Annotated in this window: 17 protein-coding genes; 1 reads left to right on the top strand and 16 read right to left on the bottom strand. The window is 41.3% G+C overall.

What is annotated here, in order from left to right; all coding sequences use genetic code 11:
* Window positions 1–142: 142 nt before the first annotated feature.
* From LO761_RS11065 to LO761_RS11005, 13 genes are all read right to left on the bottom strand, one after another.
* Window positions 143–382: a hypothetical protein gene (locus LO761_RS11065; protein ID WP_272818342.1), complete on the bottom strand. Its 240-nt coding sequence runs from the start codon at window positions 380–382 to the stop codon at window positions 143–145.
* 144 nt (window positions 383–526) lie between these two features.
* Window positions 527–2,161 (bottom strand): hypothetical protein, encoded by a 1,635-nt coding sequence (locus tag LO761_RS11060; protein WP_272818341.1) that lies wholly within the window; start codon window positions 2,159–2,161, stop codon window positions 527–529.
* Between the two features lie 104 nt (window positions 2,162–2,265).
* A complete protein-coding gene (locus LO761_RS11055) occupies window positions 2,266–2,418 on the bottom strand; it encodes a hypothetical protein (RefSeq protein ID WP_272818340.1) in 153 nt (50 codons plus the stop codon).
* A 502-nt stretch (window positions 2,419–2,920) separates the two neighbouring features.
* The gene (locus LO761_RS11050) at window positions 2,921–3,742 is read right to left on the bottom strand and encodes a tetratricopeptide repeat protein (RefSeq protein ID WP_272818339.1); all 822 of its coding nucleotides are present in this window, start codon (window positions 3,740–3,742) and stop codon (window positions 2,921–2,923) included.
* A 6-nt stretch (window positions 3,743–3,748) separates the two neighbouring features.
* Window positions 3,749–4,810 carry a 3-isopropylmalate dehydrogenase gene (gene leuB / locus LO761_RS11045; RefSeq protein WP_272818338.1) on the bottom strand — a complete coding sequence of 354 codons (1,062 nt, stop codon included), beginning with the start codon at window positions 4,808–4,810 and terminating at the stop codon, window positions 3,749–3,751.
* Between the two features lie 63 nt (window positions 4,811–4,873).
* Complete coding sequence (locus LO761_RS11040; RefSeq protein WP_272818337.1) at window positions 4,874–6,424, bottom strand: alpha-isopropylmalate synthase regulatory domain-containing protein; 1,551 nt, start codon at window positions 6,422–6,424, stop codon at window positions 4,874–4,876.
* Entirely contained in the window at window positions 6,397–6,999 is a 603-nt protein-coding gene (leuD, locus tag LO761_RS11035; protein WP_272818336.1) for a 3-isopropylmalate dehydratase small subunit, read from the bottom strand. The genes LO761_RS11040 and leuD overlap by 28 nt, the downstream gene beginning before the upstream one ends.
* A gap of 18 nt (window positions 7,000–7,017) precedes the next feature.
* On the bottom strand, window positions 7,018–8,400 hold the full coding sequence (gene leuC, locus LO761_RS11030) for a 3-isopropylmalate dehydratase large subunit (protein ID WP_272818335.1): 1,383 nt from the start codon (window positions 8,398–8,400) through the stop codon (window positions 7,018–7,020).
* Between the two features lies 1 nt (window position 8,401).
* Window positions 8,402–9,907, bottom strand: coding sequence for a 2-isopropylmalate synthase (locus LO761_RS11025; protein ID WP_272818334.1), 1,506 nt, complete (start codon window positions 9,905–9,907; stop codon window positions 8,402–8,404).
* Window positions 9,908–10,257: 350 nt separating this feature from the next.
* Window positions 10,258–11,148, bottom strand: coding sequence for a YitT family protein (locus LO761_RS11020; protein WP_272818333.1), 891 nt, complete (start codon window positions 11,146–11,148; stop codon window positions 10,258–10,260).
* A gap of 225 nt (window positions 11,149–11,373) precedes the next feature.
* The gene (locus LO761_RS11015) at window positions 11,374–12,765 is read right to left on the bottom strand and encodes an alpha-amylase (RefSeq protein WP_272818332.1); all 1,392 of its coding nucleotides are present in this window, start codon (window positions 12,763–12,765) and stop codon (window positions 11,374–11,376) included.
* Between the two features lie 18 nt (window positions 12,766–12,783).
* Window positions 12,784–14,055, bottom strand: a complete 1,272-nt coding sequence (locus LO761_RS11010; protein ID WP_272818331.1) for a glycosyltransferase family 4 protein — start codon at window positions 14,053–14,055, stop codon at window positions 12,784–12,786.
* Window positions 14,056–14,069: 14 nt separating this feature from the next.
* Window positions 14,070–16,007, bottom strand: a complete 1,938-nt coding sequence (locus LO761_RS11005) for a glycogen debranching enzyme N-terminal domain-containing protein (protein ID WP_272818330.1) — start codon at window positions 16,005–16,007, stop codon at window positions 14,070–14,072.
* A 562-nt stretch (window positions 16,008–16,569) separates the two neighbouring features.
* Between LO761_RS11005 and LO761_RS11000 the strand changes: the two genes are divergently transcribed.
* Window positions 16,570–17,184, top strand: coding sequence for an HU family DNA-binding protein (locus tag LO761_RS11000; RefSeq protein WP_272818329.1), 615 nt, complete (start codon window positions 16,570–16,572; stop codon window positions 17,182–17,184).
* Between the two features lie 52 nt (window positions 17,185–17,236).
* On the opposite strand, the gene proS is transcribed toward LO761_RS11000, so the two are convergent.
* The 3 genes from proS to LO761_RS10985 form a co-directional block, all read right to left on the bottom strand.
* Entirely contained in the window at window positions 17,237–18,727 is a 1,491-nt protein-coding gene (gene proS, locus LO761_RS10995; protein ID WP_272818328.1) for a proline--tRNA ligase, read from the bottom strand.
* A 75-nt stretch (window positions 18,728–18,802) separates the two neighbouring features.
* Window positions 18,803–19,963: a DUF6057 family protein gene (locus tag LO761_RS10990; protein WP_272818327.1), complete on the bottom strand. Its 1,161-nt coding sequence runs from the start codon at window positions 19,961–19,963 to the stop codon at window positions 18,803–18,805.
* Between the two features lies 1 nt (window position 19,964).
* Entirely contained in the window at window positions 19,965–21,989 is a 2,025-nt protein-coding gene (locus tag LO761_RS10985) for an alpha amylase C-terminal domain-containing protein (protein ID WP_272818326.1), read from the bottom strand.
* Window positions 21,990–22,010 lie beyond the last annotated feature (21 nt).

Raw genomic sequence — 22,010 nt, 5'->3', positions numbered from 1 at the left:
TAACTTTGCTTTCGGTGATCATAGCGATTGTTGTTAGTATTTATTTGTATTTCAGCACTATAAAAATATAACAATTTTCGCTAATCACCAATTTTTTAGACAGTTATAATTCATCGAACTCACGTTAAATAAATCTCGACTGTCATACGCCCTCTTCCAGTTCCTTGATAAAATCGTCCGCTTTCTGCATTTTCATGCCTTTGCCCTTAGCAGTCTTCAGTTCATCGACTGCACGTGTCAGCGTTTCCTTTACATACGCCTTGCGTGTCTGATCCCCACCTTTGTAAATAGAGGTGGAAGTCACACCGCGAAGCATACCGATGGCACGGCGGATGCTCTGCGTAGCAGAATCTTCATCGAGTGTTACCAAAATCTGTGTCATCTTTTTTCCTCCTTTGTTTTTCTATTTTCCATCGCAAATATATGTTTTTCAATGGAAAATTCCAAATTCCAATAGGGTTTTTCATTTTCCCGTCATGTATGTGTCAATATGTCAAAGAGCGATTTTCAAGAGGACAACAGCGGGTTACTCGAACGGAACAGCCGCATACCCATTGCTGCGGTCGTAGCAACGCAGTTCCACAGTATCCGAGCTGAAGAGTAGGGCGTATGCACCAGCATCTGCGCTCGTAGGAGCGGCACTCAATGACCAGTAACCGCCGTAGTAGCCAGCGTTGTAGAGCATCCCGGAATCGTAGTAGCTTATGGCAGGCAGATAGAAGTAGTCGACTTGCTCAGAAGCAGTGGGAAGGATGCTGCCCGGAGTTTTATTGCAGGACTGGCCGGATGTACGCATGTCAGTGCTTCCGTCAGCAGACTTTTCTTTCAGATCGGCAAGGGATTTGCCTGCGGCCTCGGCAATCTTAGAGAGTTTCTTCAGCCATATCCCGCCCTTGTAAAGATGCCCCATGGTAGTCCATAGCTCATCGGCATCCCAGCGGGGGTCGCCCTGCATACAGTACCACGACATCTCGTTGGCGTTAGGGACGTGAGAGGCGGAGGTAGGAGTGAAGAGCGGATTTTGGCTACCGGAAGTCGCTATGCCATAACCGTTGTAAGCGATGTTATACCAACGAGTATCAGAATTGTCCTTAGGGTAAGCACTACCAGTGTTACCGTTGACAGTTGGCTGATCCATGCCTACGGTATAACCTGTCTTGTTCCATTCGTGACCATACCAGTAAGGCTGCTTGGCATCCCACATGTAATACAGCCAACCGGAGTAATCGCTCACGTCAAGGTTGGCGGTGATGTCGTGTATCTTGCCCGCCTTGCAGGTGAGGGAAGACAGCGCCTTGGTGATTTTGCCTTCCGTACCTGTGTCGGCATCCTTTACCCAATAGCGTATCGTCAGGTTGTAGGTTCCTGGAGCTATGACCATGTACGATCCGTTCGTTGTAATATCGGTATCCGCATTGGTGAGGGGGAAGCCGTCCGAGCCACAAGTCAGCGTGATTTTATTTGCTTCACCGGATGTGGGCGCGGGGGAAAGCCCGTTCTCTGTGAATGTGAATGTGCCGGCAATGCCCTTGTCAGCCTCCACCTCTATCTTCATCAGCTTGCAGCTCTGGAGTGCGATGTTTGCGGTTCGTGGCAGCAGGCAGAGGTACGATGCCTTATGCTCGAGGGTAAACTTATAGTTGCCTGCGTTGCCCGTGGCAGTGGCTATGCCGCAGTCGCCCGACTCGCCGAGATGCTCGAAGTTGTTGGGAGCCGACTGTGTCTGCTCACTCTTGATTTCCACTTCCGTGGCAGATGCCGTGTTGGTATAGGCCACGGCGTGGGTAGTGCCGGTGAAGGTACTGCTGCCTAAGTCGAATCTGCCTTTAGCCTCGTTGCCGGCATCGGGGAATGTTACGGCATTGCTCTGTTGAAAGACTCCGGCGTCGTCCTTCACCCAGATTTTGTCCGTCGCCGTCCATGTAACACTTGCGCCGTTGCCTATGGTATGGGTGGCTGCGGTGCGGGTCTGTGGCTTGAATTCCTTTGCATTAATTGTGGACGGGGTTTGCGTCTCGCCCGTAAAGGCGGTGGTGGCTGTAGCGGTATTTCCTTTCGTTCCGCCGCCATTCGGCTGTTGTGGCATCTCATCGCCGGCGCAGCCTGTAATGAACAGTGCCGCAAATAGCAGCGGCAATACTGATAAATGTCTTGTTCTCATAACTTGTTTGTTTTTTGTTTTAATTACTCATGTATTGGTTTACTCGTTAGTCATCTCAGAGGTTCCCGAAATTATCCGAGGTATCCTCATACTCGATGAACTCGCTACTCACCGTAAGGGTCGCCCTGTCCGATGCCGCCGGCATTGCCGCTGGCACTGAGCAGCGAGTTCTCGGTCTCCATTTCAATGACTGTCACTTGCGGACTCACGTAAGCCCGTTGCTTTTCACTTTGCTTTTTTTCTAAATTTTTATTCATAACTTAACCTATTTTGAGTGAACTAAACTCTTACAATGCCCTTTGCGCGTCCAGCGGAAGGGTATGAATAATAAATCAAGAGGATTCATCGGAATCTCTTTACGAATAAATGGTTTCGGCACGCTGACATGCGTGCGTATGCGAAAAGGTTTGAAGTGTAATTTAACAAGCGGTACGCCCGCGCGAGAGAAAGGATATTGAATTATTGGGAACTGCCCGATAATTCACCTTAGAAAAACGTAATACTCAAAAAGATTTCGCACTTCACACATTTATGTAATAGAATGTAAATCACCATATTGATGATTTCGGTGGCGAAGGTAAGTATTAAGTTTAATTTATGCAAGGGAAATACAAAAAGTTTTCATATCTCCTTTCACATTCCCATGTATCGGATCAATCGTTTGTATAATTGGTTTCCACAAGAAATCTTGTATCTATCTAAAAAGAAGCAGTGATTCGTATCTTTAACAAGCAAATAATCGCATATAATAAGATGTCTTCACTTAAATTGTTTGATTCGCTCTTTTATCTGAGGACGAGGCACGCCCAATTTTATAGCACGTTCATACGAAGCATACGCATCCTTTCGATTCTTCATTTTCATCCGGATATCCCCTATCAGTAAGTAAATATCAGCATCAGCATTATTAATCTTAAGCGCTGTCTCCATATCCTGAAGAGCTAATGCGGGAGAATCCATCTCCATCTCTAAATTTGCCCTTGCTTTAAGAAACGATACATCGCGAGGATTCTCTTCGATAAATCGATTATATATTTCAAGCGCTTCATGCAAACGGCCTTCCTTTTCATCCAAATCAGCCAATCCTAAACGTCCCAACTTATTCTCCGGATCTTTTTGAAGCAATGTGGCATAGTCTGTTCGAGCCTCTTTATACTTTCGTTGTTCCACATAAATATATGCTCTATAAATCAATGCCTCCTCATTCTTCTTATCTATATCAAGTACATTGCAATAATCTACCAATGCCTTCCCATACAGATTCTTCTCTAAATATAATGAAGCTCTGTTCAATAATATCGGAATAGAAAGAGGCATTCGATTTAATGCCAAAGAATACGAATCGATAGCCGCGTCCGTTTTTCCTTGTCGTCGCTGAATAGTACCCAAGTTAGCAAAAAGCATGGTATTCAACGAATTTGTCGGATCAGTTTCCAAGGCTTTCTTATACATTTGCTCAGCCCTCGATAAACTGTCAGCGTTTGTAGCGGCAACCGCCTCATCAATATAATCCTTATATGTCTGCGCGTTCAACACAGCACACATGGCAAGTAAAAAAATAAAGCTACCGATTCGTTTCATCCATTATCAAGCTTTCTTTATATAATTTACAATCCAAGCACCTACTTCCTTCGTGCCAAATCTTTCGCCACCTTCAACTTGAATTTCCGGCGTTCTGACGTTTGCGTCTAAAGAGGCATAAACAGCCTTACGAATCAATTTGCCTTCTTCATTCAAGTTAAAATATTCGAATAACATCGCAACAGAAAGAATCTGAGCCAACGGATTGGCAATATTCAAACCTTTAGCCTGAGGCCATGAGCCATGAACAGGTTCAAATACCGGAGTACTCTCACCTTCAGAAGCAGAAGGAAGCAACCCCATAGAACCACTGATACACGACCCTTCATCTGTCAAGATATCGCCAAATGTATTCTCTGTCACCATTACATCAAAGAAAGCCGGCTCTGTAATCATACGCATGGAAGCATTATCCACATACATATAATCGGTCTTCACTTCCGGATATTGAGGTGCCATTTCCTGCGCTATCTGTCTCCACAATCGGCTGGTCGCCAATACATTTGCTTTATCCACCACCGTCAGATGCTTACGGCGACGCATCGCGTATTCGAATCCAACTTTAAGGATACGCTCAATTTCCATACGAGAATATTCGTTCGTATCGTAAGCCTTATCATTATCCTGATACTTCTTTCCGAAATACATACCGCCTGTCAGCTCACGAATGCAAATAAAATCGGCGTTCTCCACCAATTCCGAACGTAATGGAGATTTATGTATCAGACATTTGAAAGTCTGGATAGGACGAATATTAGCATACAAGCCAAGTTTTTTACGCATAGTCAACAATCCCTGCTCCGGACGCACCTTTGCCGTAGGATTATTGTCGAATTTCGGATCACCTACCGCAGAGAATAACACAGCATCCGAATGCTTACAAATCTCATAAGTCTTCTCCGGAAACGGGTCACCAACCTTATCAATAGCATCAGCTCCACAGATAGCATATTCGTATGCTACTTTATGACCGAACTTTTCACAGACAGCAGTCATTACATCTACGCCCTGCGCGGAAATTTCGGGACCTATACCATCACCTTGTAAAACAGCAATTTTTAAATTCATTTTTATACCTTATATTATATATCTATCTACAATATTACAAATTATTTTATGAGCAATCGCCTTTCAAACTATATTTTCATAATCTTTTTCAATCATGTTAAGCATTTTAATCGTTGCCTTCATAGCAGCAACCGTCTGGTCGGCATCCAAGCCACGAGTTCTGAACATCTTTCCTTTGAAATCCCAAGTTATAATAGTTCGAACAAATGCATCCGTACGACCACCTCTTGGAATATCAACAGAATAGTCGGTTAACGTTGGAAACGTACGATGTAAATTCTCTTTATACAACTGGCGAATAGCACGGACAAATGCGTCATACTGACCATCTCCATTAGAAATTGCTTCATATTCCTTACCATAAATCTCAATCTTCACCGTAGCCATCGGTTTCAATCCATGAGCTGATGAAATGACATAGCTCTTTAACGAAACTGCATTCTCGGAAGTCCCAAGTCCGGTGACATCGGCTACAATGAAAGGAAGATCCTCTTTAGTAACTACCTCTTTTTTATCGCCTAATTCAACAATCCGCTCAGTTACTTTCTGCATCGTTCCGTCATCAAGTTTCATGCCCATGTCTTCCAAGTTGCGTAGGATATTTGCTTTTCCACTTGTTTTACCCAACGCATACTCTCTTCTTCTTCCAAAACGCTCAGGCATCAAGTCGTTACAATAAAGATTATCCTTATTATCGCCATCGGCATGAACACCGGCAACTTGTGTAAAGACATTCTCTCCGACAATAGGCTGATTCTGTGGAACCGGAATACTTGAGTATGACTCTACAATACGACTTACATCATACAATCGGTCTTCATTAACATTTGTCTTTGCGTTAAATTGGTCTTTCAATATAGCCTGAACACTGGCTAACGGCGCATTGCCAGCCCGCTCACCCAATCCATTGATAGTTGTATGAAGTCCACGGACACCGCTCAATACAGCAGCCAAAACATTACTGACAGCCAAATCATAATCGTTATGCGCATGGAAATCGAAAAACGCATTGGGGTAACGTTTCTTCATCTTTCGCATATACTCTATTACTTGAAGCGGATTCAGAATACCTAATGTGTCGGGCAACATGAAACGTTTGATTTTTGTTTTCATCAAAGCATCCATCATTCTATAAACAAAATCGGGGGAATCTTTCATGCCATTACTCCAATCCTCCAAATAAACATTTACAGCAACACCCTTACTATCTGCATAGTCGAGCACTTTTAATGTATCTGCAATATGTTCGTCAACCGTCTTTTTCAACTGATGAGTACAATGTTTTTCCGACCCCTTACACAACAAGTTAATCACTCTGCAACCGGCATTATAAATCCAATCGACCGAAGTATGGCCATCAACGAATCCCAATACTTCCACTCTATCCAGCAAGTTATGACCGGCTGCCCAGTCAGCTATAATCTTGACTGCGTCGAACTCACCTTCCGATACACGCGCTGAACCTATTTCGATACGGTCAACGTTTACATCTTCAAGCAAATGTCTGGCAATGACCAATTTCTCGTGAGGCGCAAATGAGACGCCACTGGTCTGTTCTCCATCGCGCAGCGTCGTGTCCATGATCTCTATCTGGACTTGTTTTTGTTTTCCCATGCTTCAATTTTATCTTTATTACTCAATAAGAAATCAATGTCATCCAAACCATTCATCAAGCAATGCTTCTTATATGCATTGATTTCAAATCTCTCACTTCTACCGGTAGCCTTATTCGTAACGGTTTGCTCCGGAAGATTCACTTCTACTTCTGTCTTCGGATTGGCATAGATTGATTTAATCAGCTCTTGAAGAAAGCTCTCGCTGACTACCACAGGAAGTACAAAATTGTTTAACTCATTGTTTTTATGTATATCAGCAAAGAAACTGGAAATAACTATTCTGAAGCCATATCCTGCAATAGCCCATGCGGCATGTTCACGGCTGGAACCTGAACCGAAATTCTTTCCCGCAACCAAAATCTCACCTTTATATTTCGGATTGTTCAGTACAAAATCCATATTTAACGAACCATCGGGATTATATCGCCAATCGCGAAACAAGTTATCACCGAAAAATTTCTCATCGCGAGTTGTTGCTTTCAGAAAACGGGCCGGAATAATCTGGTCGGTATCAATATTCTCCAACGGGAGAGGTACGCATGTACTTGTTATTATATTGAATTTCTGTTTCATAATGTTCTACCTTTATGGTTATATAAATGTTCTCGGATCGGTAATCTTGCCTGTAACAGCAGCGGCAGCGGCTACCAACGGACTGACCAGTAATGTTCTCGCCCCCGGTCCCTGACGACCTTGAAAGTTTCGGTTGCTTGTTGACACTGAATACTTTCCTGCCGGAATCTTATCATCGTTCATAGCCAAACAAGCCGAACATCCCGGTTGACGGATTTCAAACCCGGCTTCGTTCAACACCTTATCCAGACCTTCATCTTCAATTTGTTTCTTTACCTCCCATGATCCGGGAACTAACCAAGCTACTATACCCGGAGCCTTTCTCTTTCCTTTCACCATAGAAGCGAACGCCCGAAAATCTTCTATACGTCCGTTAGTACAAGCACCAAGGAACACATAATCTATTTTCTTTCCAAGCAACTTCTCTCCCGGTTTGAATCCCATGTAATCTAATGAATTATGAAATGAAACGGAAGAATCATCTACAGGAATACTCTCTGTTATCCCCATTCCCATACCCGGATTCGTTCCATACGTAATCATCGGCTGAATATCTTCAGCCTTAAACGAAACCTCTTTATCAAATACAGCATCATCATCGCTCTTCAATGTATTCCAATAGGCAAAAGCCTTATCCCATGCTTCACCTTGCGGAGCATACTCTCTGCCTTTCAGATAAGCGAATGTTGTTTCATCCGGTGCAACCATACCGCCACGAGCCCCCATCTCAATACTTAGATTACAAAGTGTAAGACGACCTTCCATCGTCAGGCTACGGATAGCCGATCCGGCATACTCTACAAAGTATCCGGTTGCGCCACCGGTGGTCATCTTCATCATCATATACAGAGCAACATCTTTAGCAGTAACACCTTTGCCCAACTCTCCGTCAATAGTAATTCGCATGGTCTTCGGCTTAGCCTGCAAAATACACTGTGAAGCTAAAACCATCTCCACTTCACTGGTTCCGATACCAAATGCTACCGCTCCTACTGCACCATGAGTTGATGTATGCGAATCGCCACAAACAATCGTCATACCCGGCAGAGTTAATCCTTCCTCCGGACCGACCACATGGATAATACCATTCTTCGGATGCCGCATCCCAAAGTATGAAAGACCAAAATCCTTTGCATTCTTCTCCAAAGCATCCACCTGAGCCTTTGAAACAGGATCGTCAATCGGCTTATCTTGATCATGAGTCGGAATATTATGATCGGGTATACAATATATCTGTTGAGGACGAAAACATTTCAAACCTCTGGCACGTAATCCGGCAAAAGCCTGAGGAGATGTTACTTCATGACAGTAAAGCCGGTCAATATATAATTGGGTCGGACCATCCTTAACCAACTGCACAACATGCGCATCCCATATTTTATCGAATAATGTGTTAGCCATACTACAAAACTTTATCTTTAAATTTGTTGATACAATCAATATATGCTTCTACTGACGCGGCGATGATATCGGTATTCGCTCCGAAACCATAGTACTCATGCCCATTGTATTCCACTTGCATGTGTACTTTTCCTAAATCGTCACTGCCCTTACTGATAGCCTGAATAGTAAATTCTTTCAACGTCATCTGTCGGTTGATAATCTTCTTCAGTGCTGTAATTGCAGCATCCACAGGACCGTTACCCGAAGCGGCAGCCTCGAAATGCTCACCGGCTATATTCAATCCAAGACTGGCTACCGGACGAACTCCGACACCACTGGTTACTTGCAAATAATCTATCTTGATATGATGATTTGCCGAACGATCGGCTCCTGCCAATACCAAAATATCATCATCATTGATTTCTTTCTTTTTATCAGCCAACTTCAGGAAGTCCTGATAAACTTGGTCGAGCTTCTCTGATTCAAGTTTAATACCTAAGGCCTCTAAACGATACTTCAACGCAGCATGACCGCTACGAGCCGTCAACACAATAGAATTGTCATCAATGCCTACATCGGTAGGATTGATAATCTCGTATGTCTGAACATTTTTCAATACGCCATCTTGATGGATACCCGAAGAATGAGCAAACGCGTTCCGTCCTACAATAGCCTTATTCGGTTGAACCGGCATATTCATCAGGCTGGATACCATTTTACTGATAGGGTATATCTTTGTTGTATTAATATTAGTGGTGATGCCAAGTGTCTTATGGCATTTAAAAATCATGGCAATCTCTTCCAACGAAGTATTACCGGCACGCTCGCCTATACCATTCACCGTAACCTCCACCTGACGGGCACCATTCAAAACACCGTTCACCGTATTGGCAGTGGCCATACCCAAATCATTGTGACAATGAGTGGAAATGACGGCTTTCTCTATGCCGTTTACATGTTCCATCAGATATTTTATCTTACGTCCGTACTCATCGGGCAAACAATAACCGGTAGTATCCGGAATATTCACTACAGTAGCTCCTGCCTTAATAACAGCTTCAACCACACGAGCTAAATACTCGTTCTCCGTTCTTCCGGCATCTTCTGCATAAAACTCTACATCTTCAACATACTTCTTCGCATACTTTACAGCAGCAATGGCACGTTCTATAATCTCCTCACGATTAGAGTTAAACTTATATTTGATATGATAATCCGATGTGCCTATTCCGGTATGAATACGTTTGTGTTTGGCATATTGTAAAGATTCGGCAGCTACATCAATATCTTTTTCTACGGCACGAGTCAATGCACAGATAGTCGGCCAAGTAACGGCCTTTGAAATCTCAACAACAGAATTAAAGTCTCCGGGACTCGATATAGGGAATCCCGCTTCAATCACATCGACTCCAAGTGCCTCAAGCTGTTTCGCAACCTGAATTTTCTCTACCGTATTCAATTGGCAACCCGGCACCTGCTCACCATCTCGAAGAGTGGTATCGAAGATAAATAATCTATCATTCATTATTTTATAATTTTAATTCAACTTATTACAAATAAAAAGCCCCTCGCACCGGGAAGTGAGAGAGGCTTGAAATATCATTTCACATTTTGTTATACACGACGCTCACTTCCCATTGACTCTGCCAATAGAATAATAATGCCTGATAGCAAAATATTTAAATTCAATGCACGCATAAACTTACTTGTTTATTTAACGGGTACAAAAGTAATTATTATTTTATATCACACCAAGAAATAACCAACTTTTTTACATTAAAACATAAAATTAACTGTTAAATTGTTATTATTTCAATTGAATTCGCAACAATATACACATTTTCGATTCATTCAATAATAATGTAAATCCATTCTTTATTTCACTTTAATCTTATCAAATCCCTCACCGAACACACCGATAACAGCACTCTGAGAGACAAAAGCATTAGGATCAATATCCTTTATCAGGCGAAAAATGGTAGTCGACTCTCGCTTTTTGGCAAGCACAAACATCATCTTTACGTTTAAACCGGTATATGCGCCCACCCCATCAATATAGGTTACACCACGATGCAAATCTTTATTGATATGGCGTCCTATTTCCTCATACTTTTTCGATACAATAAAGAACTGAACCGACTGCCGAGCTGAATTCACCACCTGATCAACCATAAAGCTGCAAATAAACAGTGCCGCATAACCATAAATGAGCATCTCCCAATTATGCAAAACAAAATAGGATGATGAAATAATAATGACATCGGTTAGCAAGATTACACGCCCCAATGTAATATCGCGATATTTATTTACTATAGCCGCCACAATATCTGTTCCGCCCGAACTGCCATTGTTTGAAAGAGCAATACCTACACCGCTGCCACAAAGTGCCGCGCCAATAACGCAAGCCATAAACGGTTGATCGTGAAGCAAGTTCCATCCGTCGGTAGCATGCTGCACAATAGGCAAGAACAAGGTCATCCATACAACGGCAAACACTGTCTTTACTACAAATTTCCAACCGAGAATAATGAATGCAGCAATCAATAACAAACCATTAATAACAAAATAAGTATATTGGACATTGATTCCCGTAGCCCAGAAAACCACTGACGCAATACCCGGAACGCCCCCCGTAGTAATATGATTCGGTAACAAAAAAACGGTCCATCCGATACTATAGCAAGTCATTGCTAAAGCTATCATCAGATAATCGCGTATTTCACGCCACGTACGTTGTTGTTTACTTGTGACAAAAGCTGTATCCATGCTCTAATGTTTAATTTGACAGCAAAATTACAAAAAGATTAGTTAGTTATATTGAAAATAAGAAAAGAAATTTTGCATCGGTTAACAGAACAAAACTGATAGCATTACTGCTTCTTTCCCGAAGCTGAATATATCTCCATAAAAAGAGAGCAGGGATTCCCTGCTCTCCACTTTGTATCAGTCTGTTCTCTCTCCTAAAAAACTACGACACAAAGTATATAATTATTATTTTACTTCTTTCTTTACCGGAGCTTTTGCCGTTGTTTTTCTCTTAGCAACAGTTTTCTTCGGTTTGACATCTTCATACTTACTCAATTCACTCTGTACTTTTTCCAATTTCTCTTGCAACTTCTGAACTTCTTTATTCATGGCAGTCAACTCATCATCCTGATTCTTAATGGTAGTAAGTAAAGAATTTAATTCCTCGTTATCCATATCTACCGGATAAAGCTCATTTACACGACTGATGAAATCGCCCAGAATATTCATATAATTGGCAAACGCATCGTATGGAGAGGAATAGATGCCACGATTAATTTCGATACCGGTATTCTTCGTCGTCATATAACGGAAATTATTGCTGGCCTGCAAGTAATCCCAATCTTGCTTAATACGGTTATCCGTACACAGACGAACACGCTCACTCACACTATACAATTTATCGAATGCCGCACGCTGCAATTGATTTCCTAACCACGGACTGATATCACGCTCCTCGTCAACCCACGACATGGGATATGGGCAATCAATCTGGTCGACCGACTTTAACTTCGAGATAATCTCACTCGGAGTAGAGAATGTTATACCTCTGTCTTTCGCGCACTTAGGCAATGCTTTCAAAAACTCTAAAATGTTAGAAGATAACGATTGTGAAATTCCCAAAGCAGACAATTGCATAAAGATATTGATAACCTGCTCTTCTTCCGGCATCTCGGCAATCCAATCCATATACTTATCGGCAAACAGCGGATATTCACTCCAGTCAGAATTGCTGAATCTAAGGCTGATATCATCCGACAACTTAAAGTCACGAAGCAACAGTTTCAACTTTGGCACACCGGCACAATGATATAAGTAGTGCGGACTCTTCCATCCCAGAATATGTTTAGCTCCTTCTGTCAGCATACCCTTAAATCCCATTGAGGCAACTAAAGAACCTATCTCGTTATCATATACAAGACTTGAGTTACGGAATACTTTTGGAGCCTTACCAAAGAGTACTCTGATTTTATCCTGCATACGAAGCACTTCTTCACGGAAACATTCCTCGTTTGCCAGTGATGAGAGACCATGTGAATAAGGTTCACAGAGGAACTCACATTTACCCGTATCGTTCAATTCGTGGAGTAGCTCAAGTACTTTAGGCGCATGAATCTCCAACATCTCAAGAGCCACCCCCGAAACAGAAAGGGCAACTTTGAACGCTCCATCACTATTCTTCACCATTTCAATCAAGGCAGTTAATGCCGGGATATATGATTTTTCTGCTAATTCATTCATGCTTTGCTCATTAGCATATTCATCATAATAATAATGGTCACGACCTATATCAAAGAAACGGTATCGTTTCAAATGAACTTCCTGATGTATTTCAAAATAAAGACAAATTGTTTTCATACTCTATACTCATTTATGTTACCCATTATTTCTATTAACTAATTCATCGTAATGCTGACGGATCCTCACTCCTACCTTATCCCAAGTGATGGCATCAACTTCTTTCTTTCCCTCTTCACGCAGATAATTATAAAGAGCCGGATAATTACAAATAGCATATATGGCATCAGCCATGGCATGAATATCCCAATAGTCAGTCTTGATACATTTCGTCAGAATCTCAGCACATCCCGACTGATATGAGATAATCGACGGACACATACATTGCATGGCTTCGAGCGGCGAAATACCGAACGGCTCGGAAACAGAAGGCATGATATATACATCACTTGATTTGAGAAGCTCATACACATCGTTCCCTCTCATAAAGCCGGGAAAGTGGAACCGATCGGCAATGCCTCTTTCGGCGGCCAAGTTTATCATTGCTTCCATCATATCACCACTACCGGCCATTACGAAACGTATATTACGAGTTCGGTGAAGAACCAAATTGGCTGCCTCAACAAAGTATTCAGGCCCTTTCTGCATAGTGATTCGTCCCATAAAGGTAACAACCTTCTCTTTGGGATGCGAAACAGACTTGATATTTTCAATCTCCTGAGACAAAGGTTCCACAGCATTATGCATAGCGAATACCTTATGAGGATCCTGATGGTACTGATTAATAACCGTTTGACGAGTCAACTCGGATACACACATAATGCAATCGGCATAATCCATACCGTTCTTCTCTATACTATATACGGTAGGATTCACATTACCACGACTACGGTCGAAATCGGTAGCATGAACATGAATAACCAATGGCTTTCCACTCACTTGCTTGGCATGAATACCGGCCGGATAAGTCAACCAGTCGTGTGCATGAATCACATCATACGTCTCACTACGCGCAACAACTCCGGCAACAATGGAGTAATTATTAATCTCCTCGTGCAGATTGTCGGGGTAACGCCCCGAGAACTCCAAACAACCCAAGTCGTTAACGTTCATATAATTAAAGTCGGCATAGATATGGTCACGGAGTTTAAAATACTCTTGAGGATCCATCACTTTCCCTATTCTGCTCTGTACGTAATCCCAATTAACATCGCGCCACGCAATAGGCACACTGTTCATTCCAATAATCTTGGCGAAACGCTGATCTTCATCGCCCCATGGTTTAGGAATACAGAACGTTATGTCCATATCGGGCTGTGCGGCAAGTCCTTTGGTGAGTCCGTAACTGGCAGTTCCAAGCCCACCTAAAATATGAGGAGGAAACTCCCAACCAAACATTAATACTTTCATATTCCTTCCTCCTTTTATAGATTATATTTACTTAACATGTACAAGCTTCGAAGTATCTCTGCCACATTCATGGCAAATGATACTGCTCCTCTGCCACGGAACGGCGGATTGCCATCGAACAGTTCTGGAATAGAACCAATGCAATGAGATGTCATCTCATCCTCATAACTGATAAGCTGACGCTGAATGAATCCTAACGAACTCATCTTATATATCTTCAGATAAGCCTCAAAGTAAAATCCCTCGAGCCACGGCCATGCGGTGCCCTGATGGTAAGCATAATCACGTTGTATCTGATGTCCTACATAATTAGGATTATAGCCTCCGCTCTTCGGACTCAACGAACGAAGTCCCTTTGGAGTCAGTAACTCTTTGGTCACTACATCGACAACCCCTTTCCGTTGTTTCATATTCAATGGAGAATAATCAAATGCCGCGGTAAAAATCATATTCGGGCGAACACTCCAATCCATCATATTTCCATCTACATAATCAAACAAGTAGCCATACTCATTTAAAAATGTATTAATAAACGACTGACCGCATTTCTCGGCTAATTCACGATAAACAGCAACGCTATTATCGCTTGTCTCACCCATCAAGTCGGCAACAAACAATAAATCATTATACCAGAGAGCATTAAACTCCACGATATATCCTGTACGCGGAACTACCGGTTTGCCATTCACCGTAGAATTCATCCACGTAATAGCTTTATCTTTTCCGTTGGCATAAACCAATCCGTTATCATGAACAAACAGATTCGGATGACGACTGTCTTTCAGGTAATCCATCATTTCCTTCAAGAGCACCCCATATTTTTCACGGCACTTATTCCGTGATACCATTTTTGCGTACTGCTGAATACACCAGACTGCCCAAAGCAGAACGTCGGGATGCTGCATCTCATAAATCTTCAAATCGGATGGACGACCTTCCATAAAATCTTCTATAACCTTACGAGCTGTCTCCATAACCGACTCATATTTTACTATCTCTTGATTCGCCAATGTCAATCCCGGCAAAGAAATAAATAAGTCGCGCGCACGACATTTAAACCACGGATAGCCTGCAAGAATATAATAATTGTCACCCTGTTTATTCAAAAACTGATGCGCCGCGTTAACCAAACAATGCTGGAAATTATCACGAGGTGTACGTTCTTCTTCCTCTTCTTCAAAAGTACGTTTCAACATTCGTGTCTTCGCTTCGGATATACCGGCCGAGAAAACAACACTCTCACCTTTCTTTATATCAAATTCAAAATAACCCGGAACATACAGATCTTCATTAAAATCGTATCCACGCTCCTGTTCTTTCGGATATTCTATGCCACGATACCAATCCGGAGTAAAAACAAACTCATTCTTCTTATTCAACTGCATATATAAATCAGGATATCCCTGATACATGCAGGTCTTTATTCCATTATCTATTGGAAAACACTCACGACTGGCCTGCGGATTCTCATGTGTATACTGGCGTACACTTCGGAAAGCAAGAAATGGACGAAGCCGGATTTTAGTAGCAGAATGCGCGTCAACCAACGTATAGCGAATAAGGATTCTGTTTTCATGATGCACAAACAACTTTTCTTTTTTCAATATTACGCCACCAACTCGGTAAAGTGTAGTCGGCAACTTATCACACTCAAATTCTCTGATATACTTATGACCTCGCGGACTGAAATTATTCCCCGAATACTTGTGAAGGCCTAAATTGAATTCCGCGCCATGTTGAATGACAGTCTCATCAAGCGATGAGAGTAATATATGGTTCTCATCATCCAATTCAGGGATAGGTATTACCAACAAGCCATGGTACTTTCTCGTATTGCAATCTACTATTGTGGAACAGTGGTAAGCACCGGAACGATTGGTACGAAGAATCTCTTTGGGGAGTGATTCTTCCAAATTCGTCATAAGAGTCTTATCAAAATGTAAATAGCTCATAGCAATTATTTTTACTTTTATACTTTTTCAAATTTACAAAATCTTTAATAAAAACAAAATGAAATCACAACAAAATTTAAAGAATATACTGACTTTTCTCCTGAAACTATTGATTTTTACCAAAAGCGACTGTTTAAGAGATTGCATCCGGTTCCAACATCTCTCCTTTTCCAAATGAATTCTTCCCTACCCATATCCAGATTCCGGTATAATTATCTGAAAAGAAGCTATCAGCGTCAAATCTATCGTCTCATCTTGATGAATACGAATAGCATCATGATGTCACCGAAATATGTTTATAGCATAAATATTTTGTCGATTATGAATGATTAAATATAATTTTAGAGATTCTTTTTAAATATATCATCGTATAAGTTAGCGAAAACACGTTATTTTTTGTATCTTTGAAAAGTAAAGACTACGTTTTCCACGATTGGTGACAGATGCTTCTCACCATTCGTGGAAGACATTTACCACGACTCGTGGAAAACGTCTCTCACGAGTCGTGACAAATCTAATTGAAAAAGAAAAACAATCAATGAATCTTTAAAACAAATTAATTATGAGCGTAAAATATGATTTCTATCCTACACCCCTTCGGAAGTTCGAAAAGCAAGAGAAATATCATGTCAGGATGTTAGTCAAACATAACATTTCAACCGGTGAATTGGCCGATAAAATAGCTAAACGAAGTACAATGCATCAAAGTGATGTAATAGGTGTACTCAGGGCTTTGCAGGATGTTGTGACAGAAGAGTTGAAGAATGGGAATCGGGTTAAAATAGATGGGCTTGGTTCATTTCGGATAAAAATTAAAGCTCCTACTGTGAACCAACTGGGTATTATTCGATCTGAGAGTATAAAATACGACGGTATCGTATACAAAGCGGATAAAGAGTTGGGGAATGAATTGAAGAAAACCGGCTTTGAGAAAGTTCCTTCCGGGCAAGTTCCCCACTCCAAGAAGGTTAGCGCAGCAGAAATAGAATTGGCAATGACTTCCTTTTTTCAAACTCATAAGTTTATCACAACCCGAGACCTTGCCTACCTCTGCGGGCTGGCAAGAACTACTGCCCACCGTCGGCTGCTTGCATTAGTAGAAGAAGGTAAACTTACCCATCCGGGACCAAGAAACTCAGGGGAATATTTTCCGGTAAAGGAATTTTTCGGGAAATAAAAATCCGCCGATAGCATAATGCTACCTGCGGACAAATATTCACGACTATTTTTTAATATGCTCTTGCAAAGAGAACTCGGCGAGCTGAAGGCTTACCGGTCAACATGTCGACTCCCGGAGTCAGACTTTCTTCGTCAGCTTCAAACGGTATACAACGAATAGTTGCTTTCGTCTCGTCCTTGACGCGAAGCTCTGTCTCTGTGGTGCCATCCCAATGAGCTAAAATCATGCCGCCTTTCTCAATTTGCGCCTTGAACTCATCGTATGAGTCGACTTTGTAAATGTTCGAGTTACGAAACTCTACTGCTTTCTTATAGATATTCTTTTGAATATCATCAAGCAAGTCCTTCACCTTTGTCTCAATTCCTTCCATCGGCATGGTTTCTTTCTCTAACGTATCGCGACGCATCACCTCTATGGTACCATTTTCCAAATCACGTCCTCCAAGAACCAAACGAAGAGGAACACCTTTCAATTCATAATCGGCAAACTTAAATCCCGGACGACGATTATCCGCGTTATCGTATTTAACGGAAATGCCCATGTTTCTTAAAGTATTTACAATACACTCAACCTTCGTGTCAATCTGCTTCAGCATTTCGGCATTCTTATAAATAGGAACGATAACAACCTGAATAGGAGCTAAATTAGGAGGAAGAACCAAACCGTTATCATCGGAATGAGTCATAATCAAAGCACCAACCAGACGAGTTGAAACACCCCAAGAGGTAGCCCACACATAATCCAATTTATTATTCTGATCCAAGAACTGAACATCAAAAGATTTCGCGAAATTCTGCCCAAGGAAATGAGAAGTTCCACACTGCAATGCCTTGCCATCCTGCATCAATCCTTCAATGGTATAAGTATTTAACGCACCGGCAAAACGCTCGTTTGCTGTCTTTACACCACGAATAACGGGAACAGCCATATAATTCTCAGCGAATTCTCCATATACATGAAGCATCTTTTCTGCTTCTTCCTCCGCTTCCTCCGCAGTAGCATGCGCGGTATGTCCTTCCTGCCAAAGAAACTCAGAAGTACGGAGGAAAGGTCGTGTTCTCATTTCCCAACGCATAACGTTTGCCCACTGATTAATCAGAATCGGTAAGTCACGGTATGATTTAATCCAATTCTTATATGTACTCCAGATAATAGTTTCCGATGTAGGACGAATGATATACTCTTCCTCAAGTTTTGCGTCCGGATCGACAATAATTTCATTACTATCCTCATCTTTTTTCAGACGATAATGGGTAACAACCGCACACTCTTTCGCAAAGCCCGCAACATGTTCTGCCTCACGAGTAAAATAGGATTTAGGAATCAGCAAGGGAAAATAAGCGTTCACATGACCGGTTGCCTTGAACATATCGTCCAACTGACGCTGCATCTTCTCCCAGATAGCGTATCCGTAAGGTTTAATAACCATACAACCACGCACAGCCGACTGTTCAGCAAGGTCGGCTTTTACTACCAATTCGTTATACCACTGCGAATAATTCTCACTCCGCTTGGTAAGTCCTTTTAATTCTACTGCCATTTTAAATTATTATTTATTTCTTTGCGATTGCAAAATTACGAAAAAACGTATAATACAGCCCACATATTCCTAAAATTATTGTTGATAGTAATAATACCACCAATAAGTCTTTCCAAATTCTCGGCGCATCAAATTTCTTTCTACGTTTTTAGAAGGATAACTCTTTTGACGCTTTTCGAGAAAAGAATTGAATCCCTTAACCATTATCGAATCATTTATAATTCGTTGATTAACTGTATCTTTCTGTTGATAGAGCAACAATGCCTGTTTATAATATTTCGGGATTCTCGCCTCTTTCGGATAAACAGAATCAAGAACAACCCGGAATTCATTCAACTTTTTATCGAGTAACAATGCGCTCAGATAATATTGCTTACCCATGTTTCCTATACTATCTATCCGGCTGACTCTCTTGAGGTAATCAATATTCTTCTCTCCCACATAATGAGTTGCTCCAATCGTATGATATAAAGTATCGGCATTAAAACGAAGCAACTCATGCTTCGGAGTAGTCACAGTAAACATCAGTCCATCCGACTTGTATGGCTGAGGATACGCGAACAATTTGTCTCCTAACGAATCACAGCAAGCCATTGCATTGGCTCTTAATATATTAAGCGTCTTTGTTGTATGAAATGATTTTTTCCCAACCTTTAACGCGGCACTATATTTTCCATGACGAATATGGTATTCGACATCCAATTCATGATGAAAATTATTATCCGTATTACCTATCAATATGGGAATCAAACATCCAATAGCCAACATACCGGCATTTATATTGTAAATGTCGAGTACACTGTTCCATATTTTATTCTTAAATATGTTTCTAATCAATAAAGCGATAATAACATATATCACCAAGAGCAAAGGCAGAAGCCACGCCCAATAGTGAGCAAATCCACCACCGTGGAAAGCAGAACGGTCAACATCCGTCAATACACCTAATAGCAAAGCAGATGGAAAATAAGAAAACGCGACCCAAGGACCATGTAACTTCAACCATGCGTTCAGTCCATAACGAATAAGCATTAAAACAAGTGTGATTCCTATCGCTCCCCAAAAGATAGAATAATTTGTCCGTCCGTGCGCAAGAGAATAGTGAAGAGCCTCGACAACATTTCCCTGAAGTAAATACAGATAAAGAAAGCTGTATAAAGAGAATATAAGCCCACACCCAATTGATATGATATGAGTAACCTTATTATACATTAAATTTCCATTCTGTATCTCCATTTTATTTTCTATACTTTTTTAATACAACTGCTGAACGGGCCGGAATATATAATTTCAGCCAACCTTTTTTTTCTTCTTCATATAAAGGATCAGGATTTGTGTAATGCGGAACACTGTCATCGGCGAAACCAAAGCCACCATAGTCTTTTGAATCCGTATTTAGAACTACATCATATCGCCCTTCCGCAACAAGGAATCCGTAGTCAGTATATGATTTCGTCGGACTGAAGTTAAACACAAATATCAGATTCCTACGACGATAAGCCAATATTTGATCTCCATCGTTATGCCAAATCTCTATAATCTTCGATTCCTCAAAAGCTTCAATGGATGATAACAAATGAATCATCTCATTATCAAAATCGCCCAAGAAATGATAATCCAGTTTTGGATTATCAACTAAATCCCATTGGCGGCGGGCATATTTAAACGACCATTGATTTCCTTCTCTCGGGAAATCAATCCATTCCGGATGTCCAAACTCATTACCCATAAAATTCAGGTATCCTCCATTGATTGTCGAAGCAGTCAACAAACGAATCATCTTATGCAGAGCCATTCCACGATGCACATTATAGTTCTCGTCACCAATTTGGAAATGCCAATACATATCAGAATCTATTAATCTGAAAATAATTGTCTTATCTCCCACCAATGCTTGGTCATGACTCTCGGCATAAGAAATAGTTTTCTCATCGCTCCTTCGGTTTGTCACTTCCCAGAACATACTGCTCGGTTTCCAATCTTCATCAACTTTCTCCTTTATAAGCTTAATCCAATAGTCAGGGATATTCATTGCCATACGGTAATCAAAGCCATATCCACCATCTTTAAAAGGGGCAGCTAAGCCCGGCATACCCGATACTTCCTCGGCTATAGTAATAGTCTTTGGAATGTACTCATGTATCATTTTATTAGCTAACATCAAATAACAGATAGCATTATCATCCTCAGCCCCATTAAAGTAATCTGCATAATTAGTATAAGCCTCACCCAATCCATGATTATAATACAACATGGAAGTTACTCCATCAAAACGAAAGCCATCAAAATGAAACTCATCCAACCAATACTTACAATTCGAAAGCAGGAAGTGAAGAACTTCATTTTTTCCATAATCAAAGCAAAGAGAATCCCAGGCCGGATGTTCGTGACGATCTCCCGAATAAAAATATTGATTCGGATCACCGGCAAAGTTACCCAATCCTTCTACTTCATTCTTTACTGCATGCGAGTGAACAATATCCATAATGACAGCTATTCCCATCTGATGTGCCGTATCAATCAGCTCTTTCAACTCTTCAGGAGTTCCAAAGCGTGATGATGGAGCAAAAAAGTTAGAGACATGATAACCAAAACTTCCATAGTAAGGATGTTCTTGAATAGCCATCAATTGCACGCAATTATATCCACTTTTCTTAATTCGTGGTAAAACATTCTCACGGAATTCATTATAAGTCCCTACTTTTTCTTCGTTGGTGGCCATACCTACATGAGCCTCATAAATCATCAATGGATCTGTTTTCGCACAAAATACTTTTCGATGAAACTTATAGGTGTGTTCCGGATTCCATACCTGTGCGCTAAATATCTTGGTCTGCTCATCCTGAACGACTCGTCGTGCCCAAGCAGGAATACGTTCACCCGCCCCTCCGTTCCAATATACTTTCAGTTTGTACAACTGTCCGTGCTTAATATCATCTTCATCCAGACACAACTCCCAAACACCTTGATCGCTAAGTCGGTTGCAACGGAACTTTTCTTCTTCTTTCCAATTGCTGAAATCGCCTATCAAATACATGCTTGTAGCATTAGGCGCCCACTCGCGGAACATCCACCCATCCTTTAACTTTTGCAGACCGAAATAAAGATATCCGGTAGCAAAATCTGCTAATGATTGTTTCCCACCTGTCAACTCGAGCTCTTTATCCAAAGCATGCTGATGTCGACCTGTAATAGCTTGCGCATACGGTTCCAAATAAGAATCATTTTCAATAATTCTTAATTGAGGAGTTGTCTCTTCCATATACAAATATTTTTAATTTTG

It is taken from the genome of Phocaeicola oris (assembly GCF_021295095.1).
GTDB lineage: Bacteria > Bacteroidota > Bacteroidia > Bacteroidales > Bacteroidaceae > Phocaeicola > Phocaeicola oris.
This window is presented reverse-complemented; position numbering and strand designations above follow the sequence as displayed.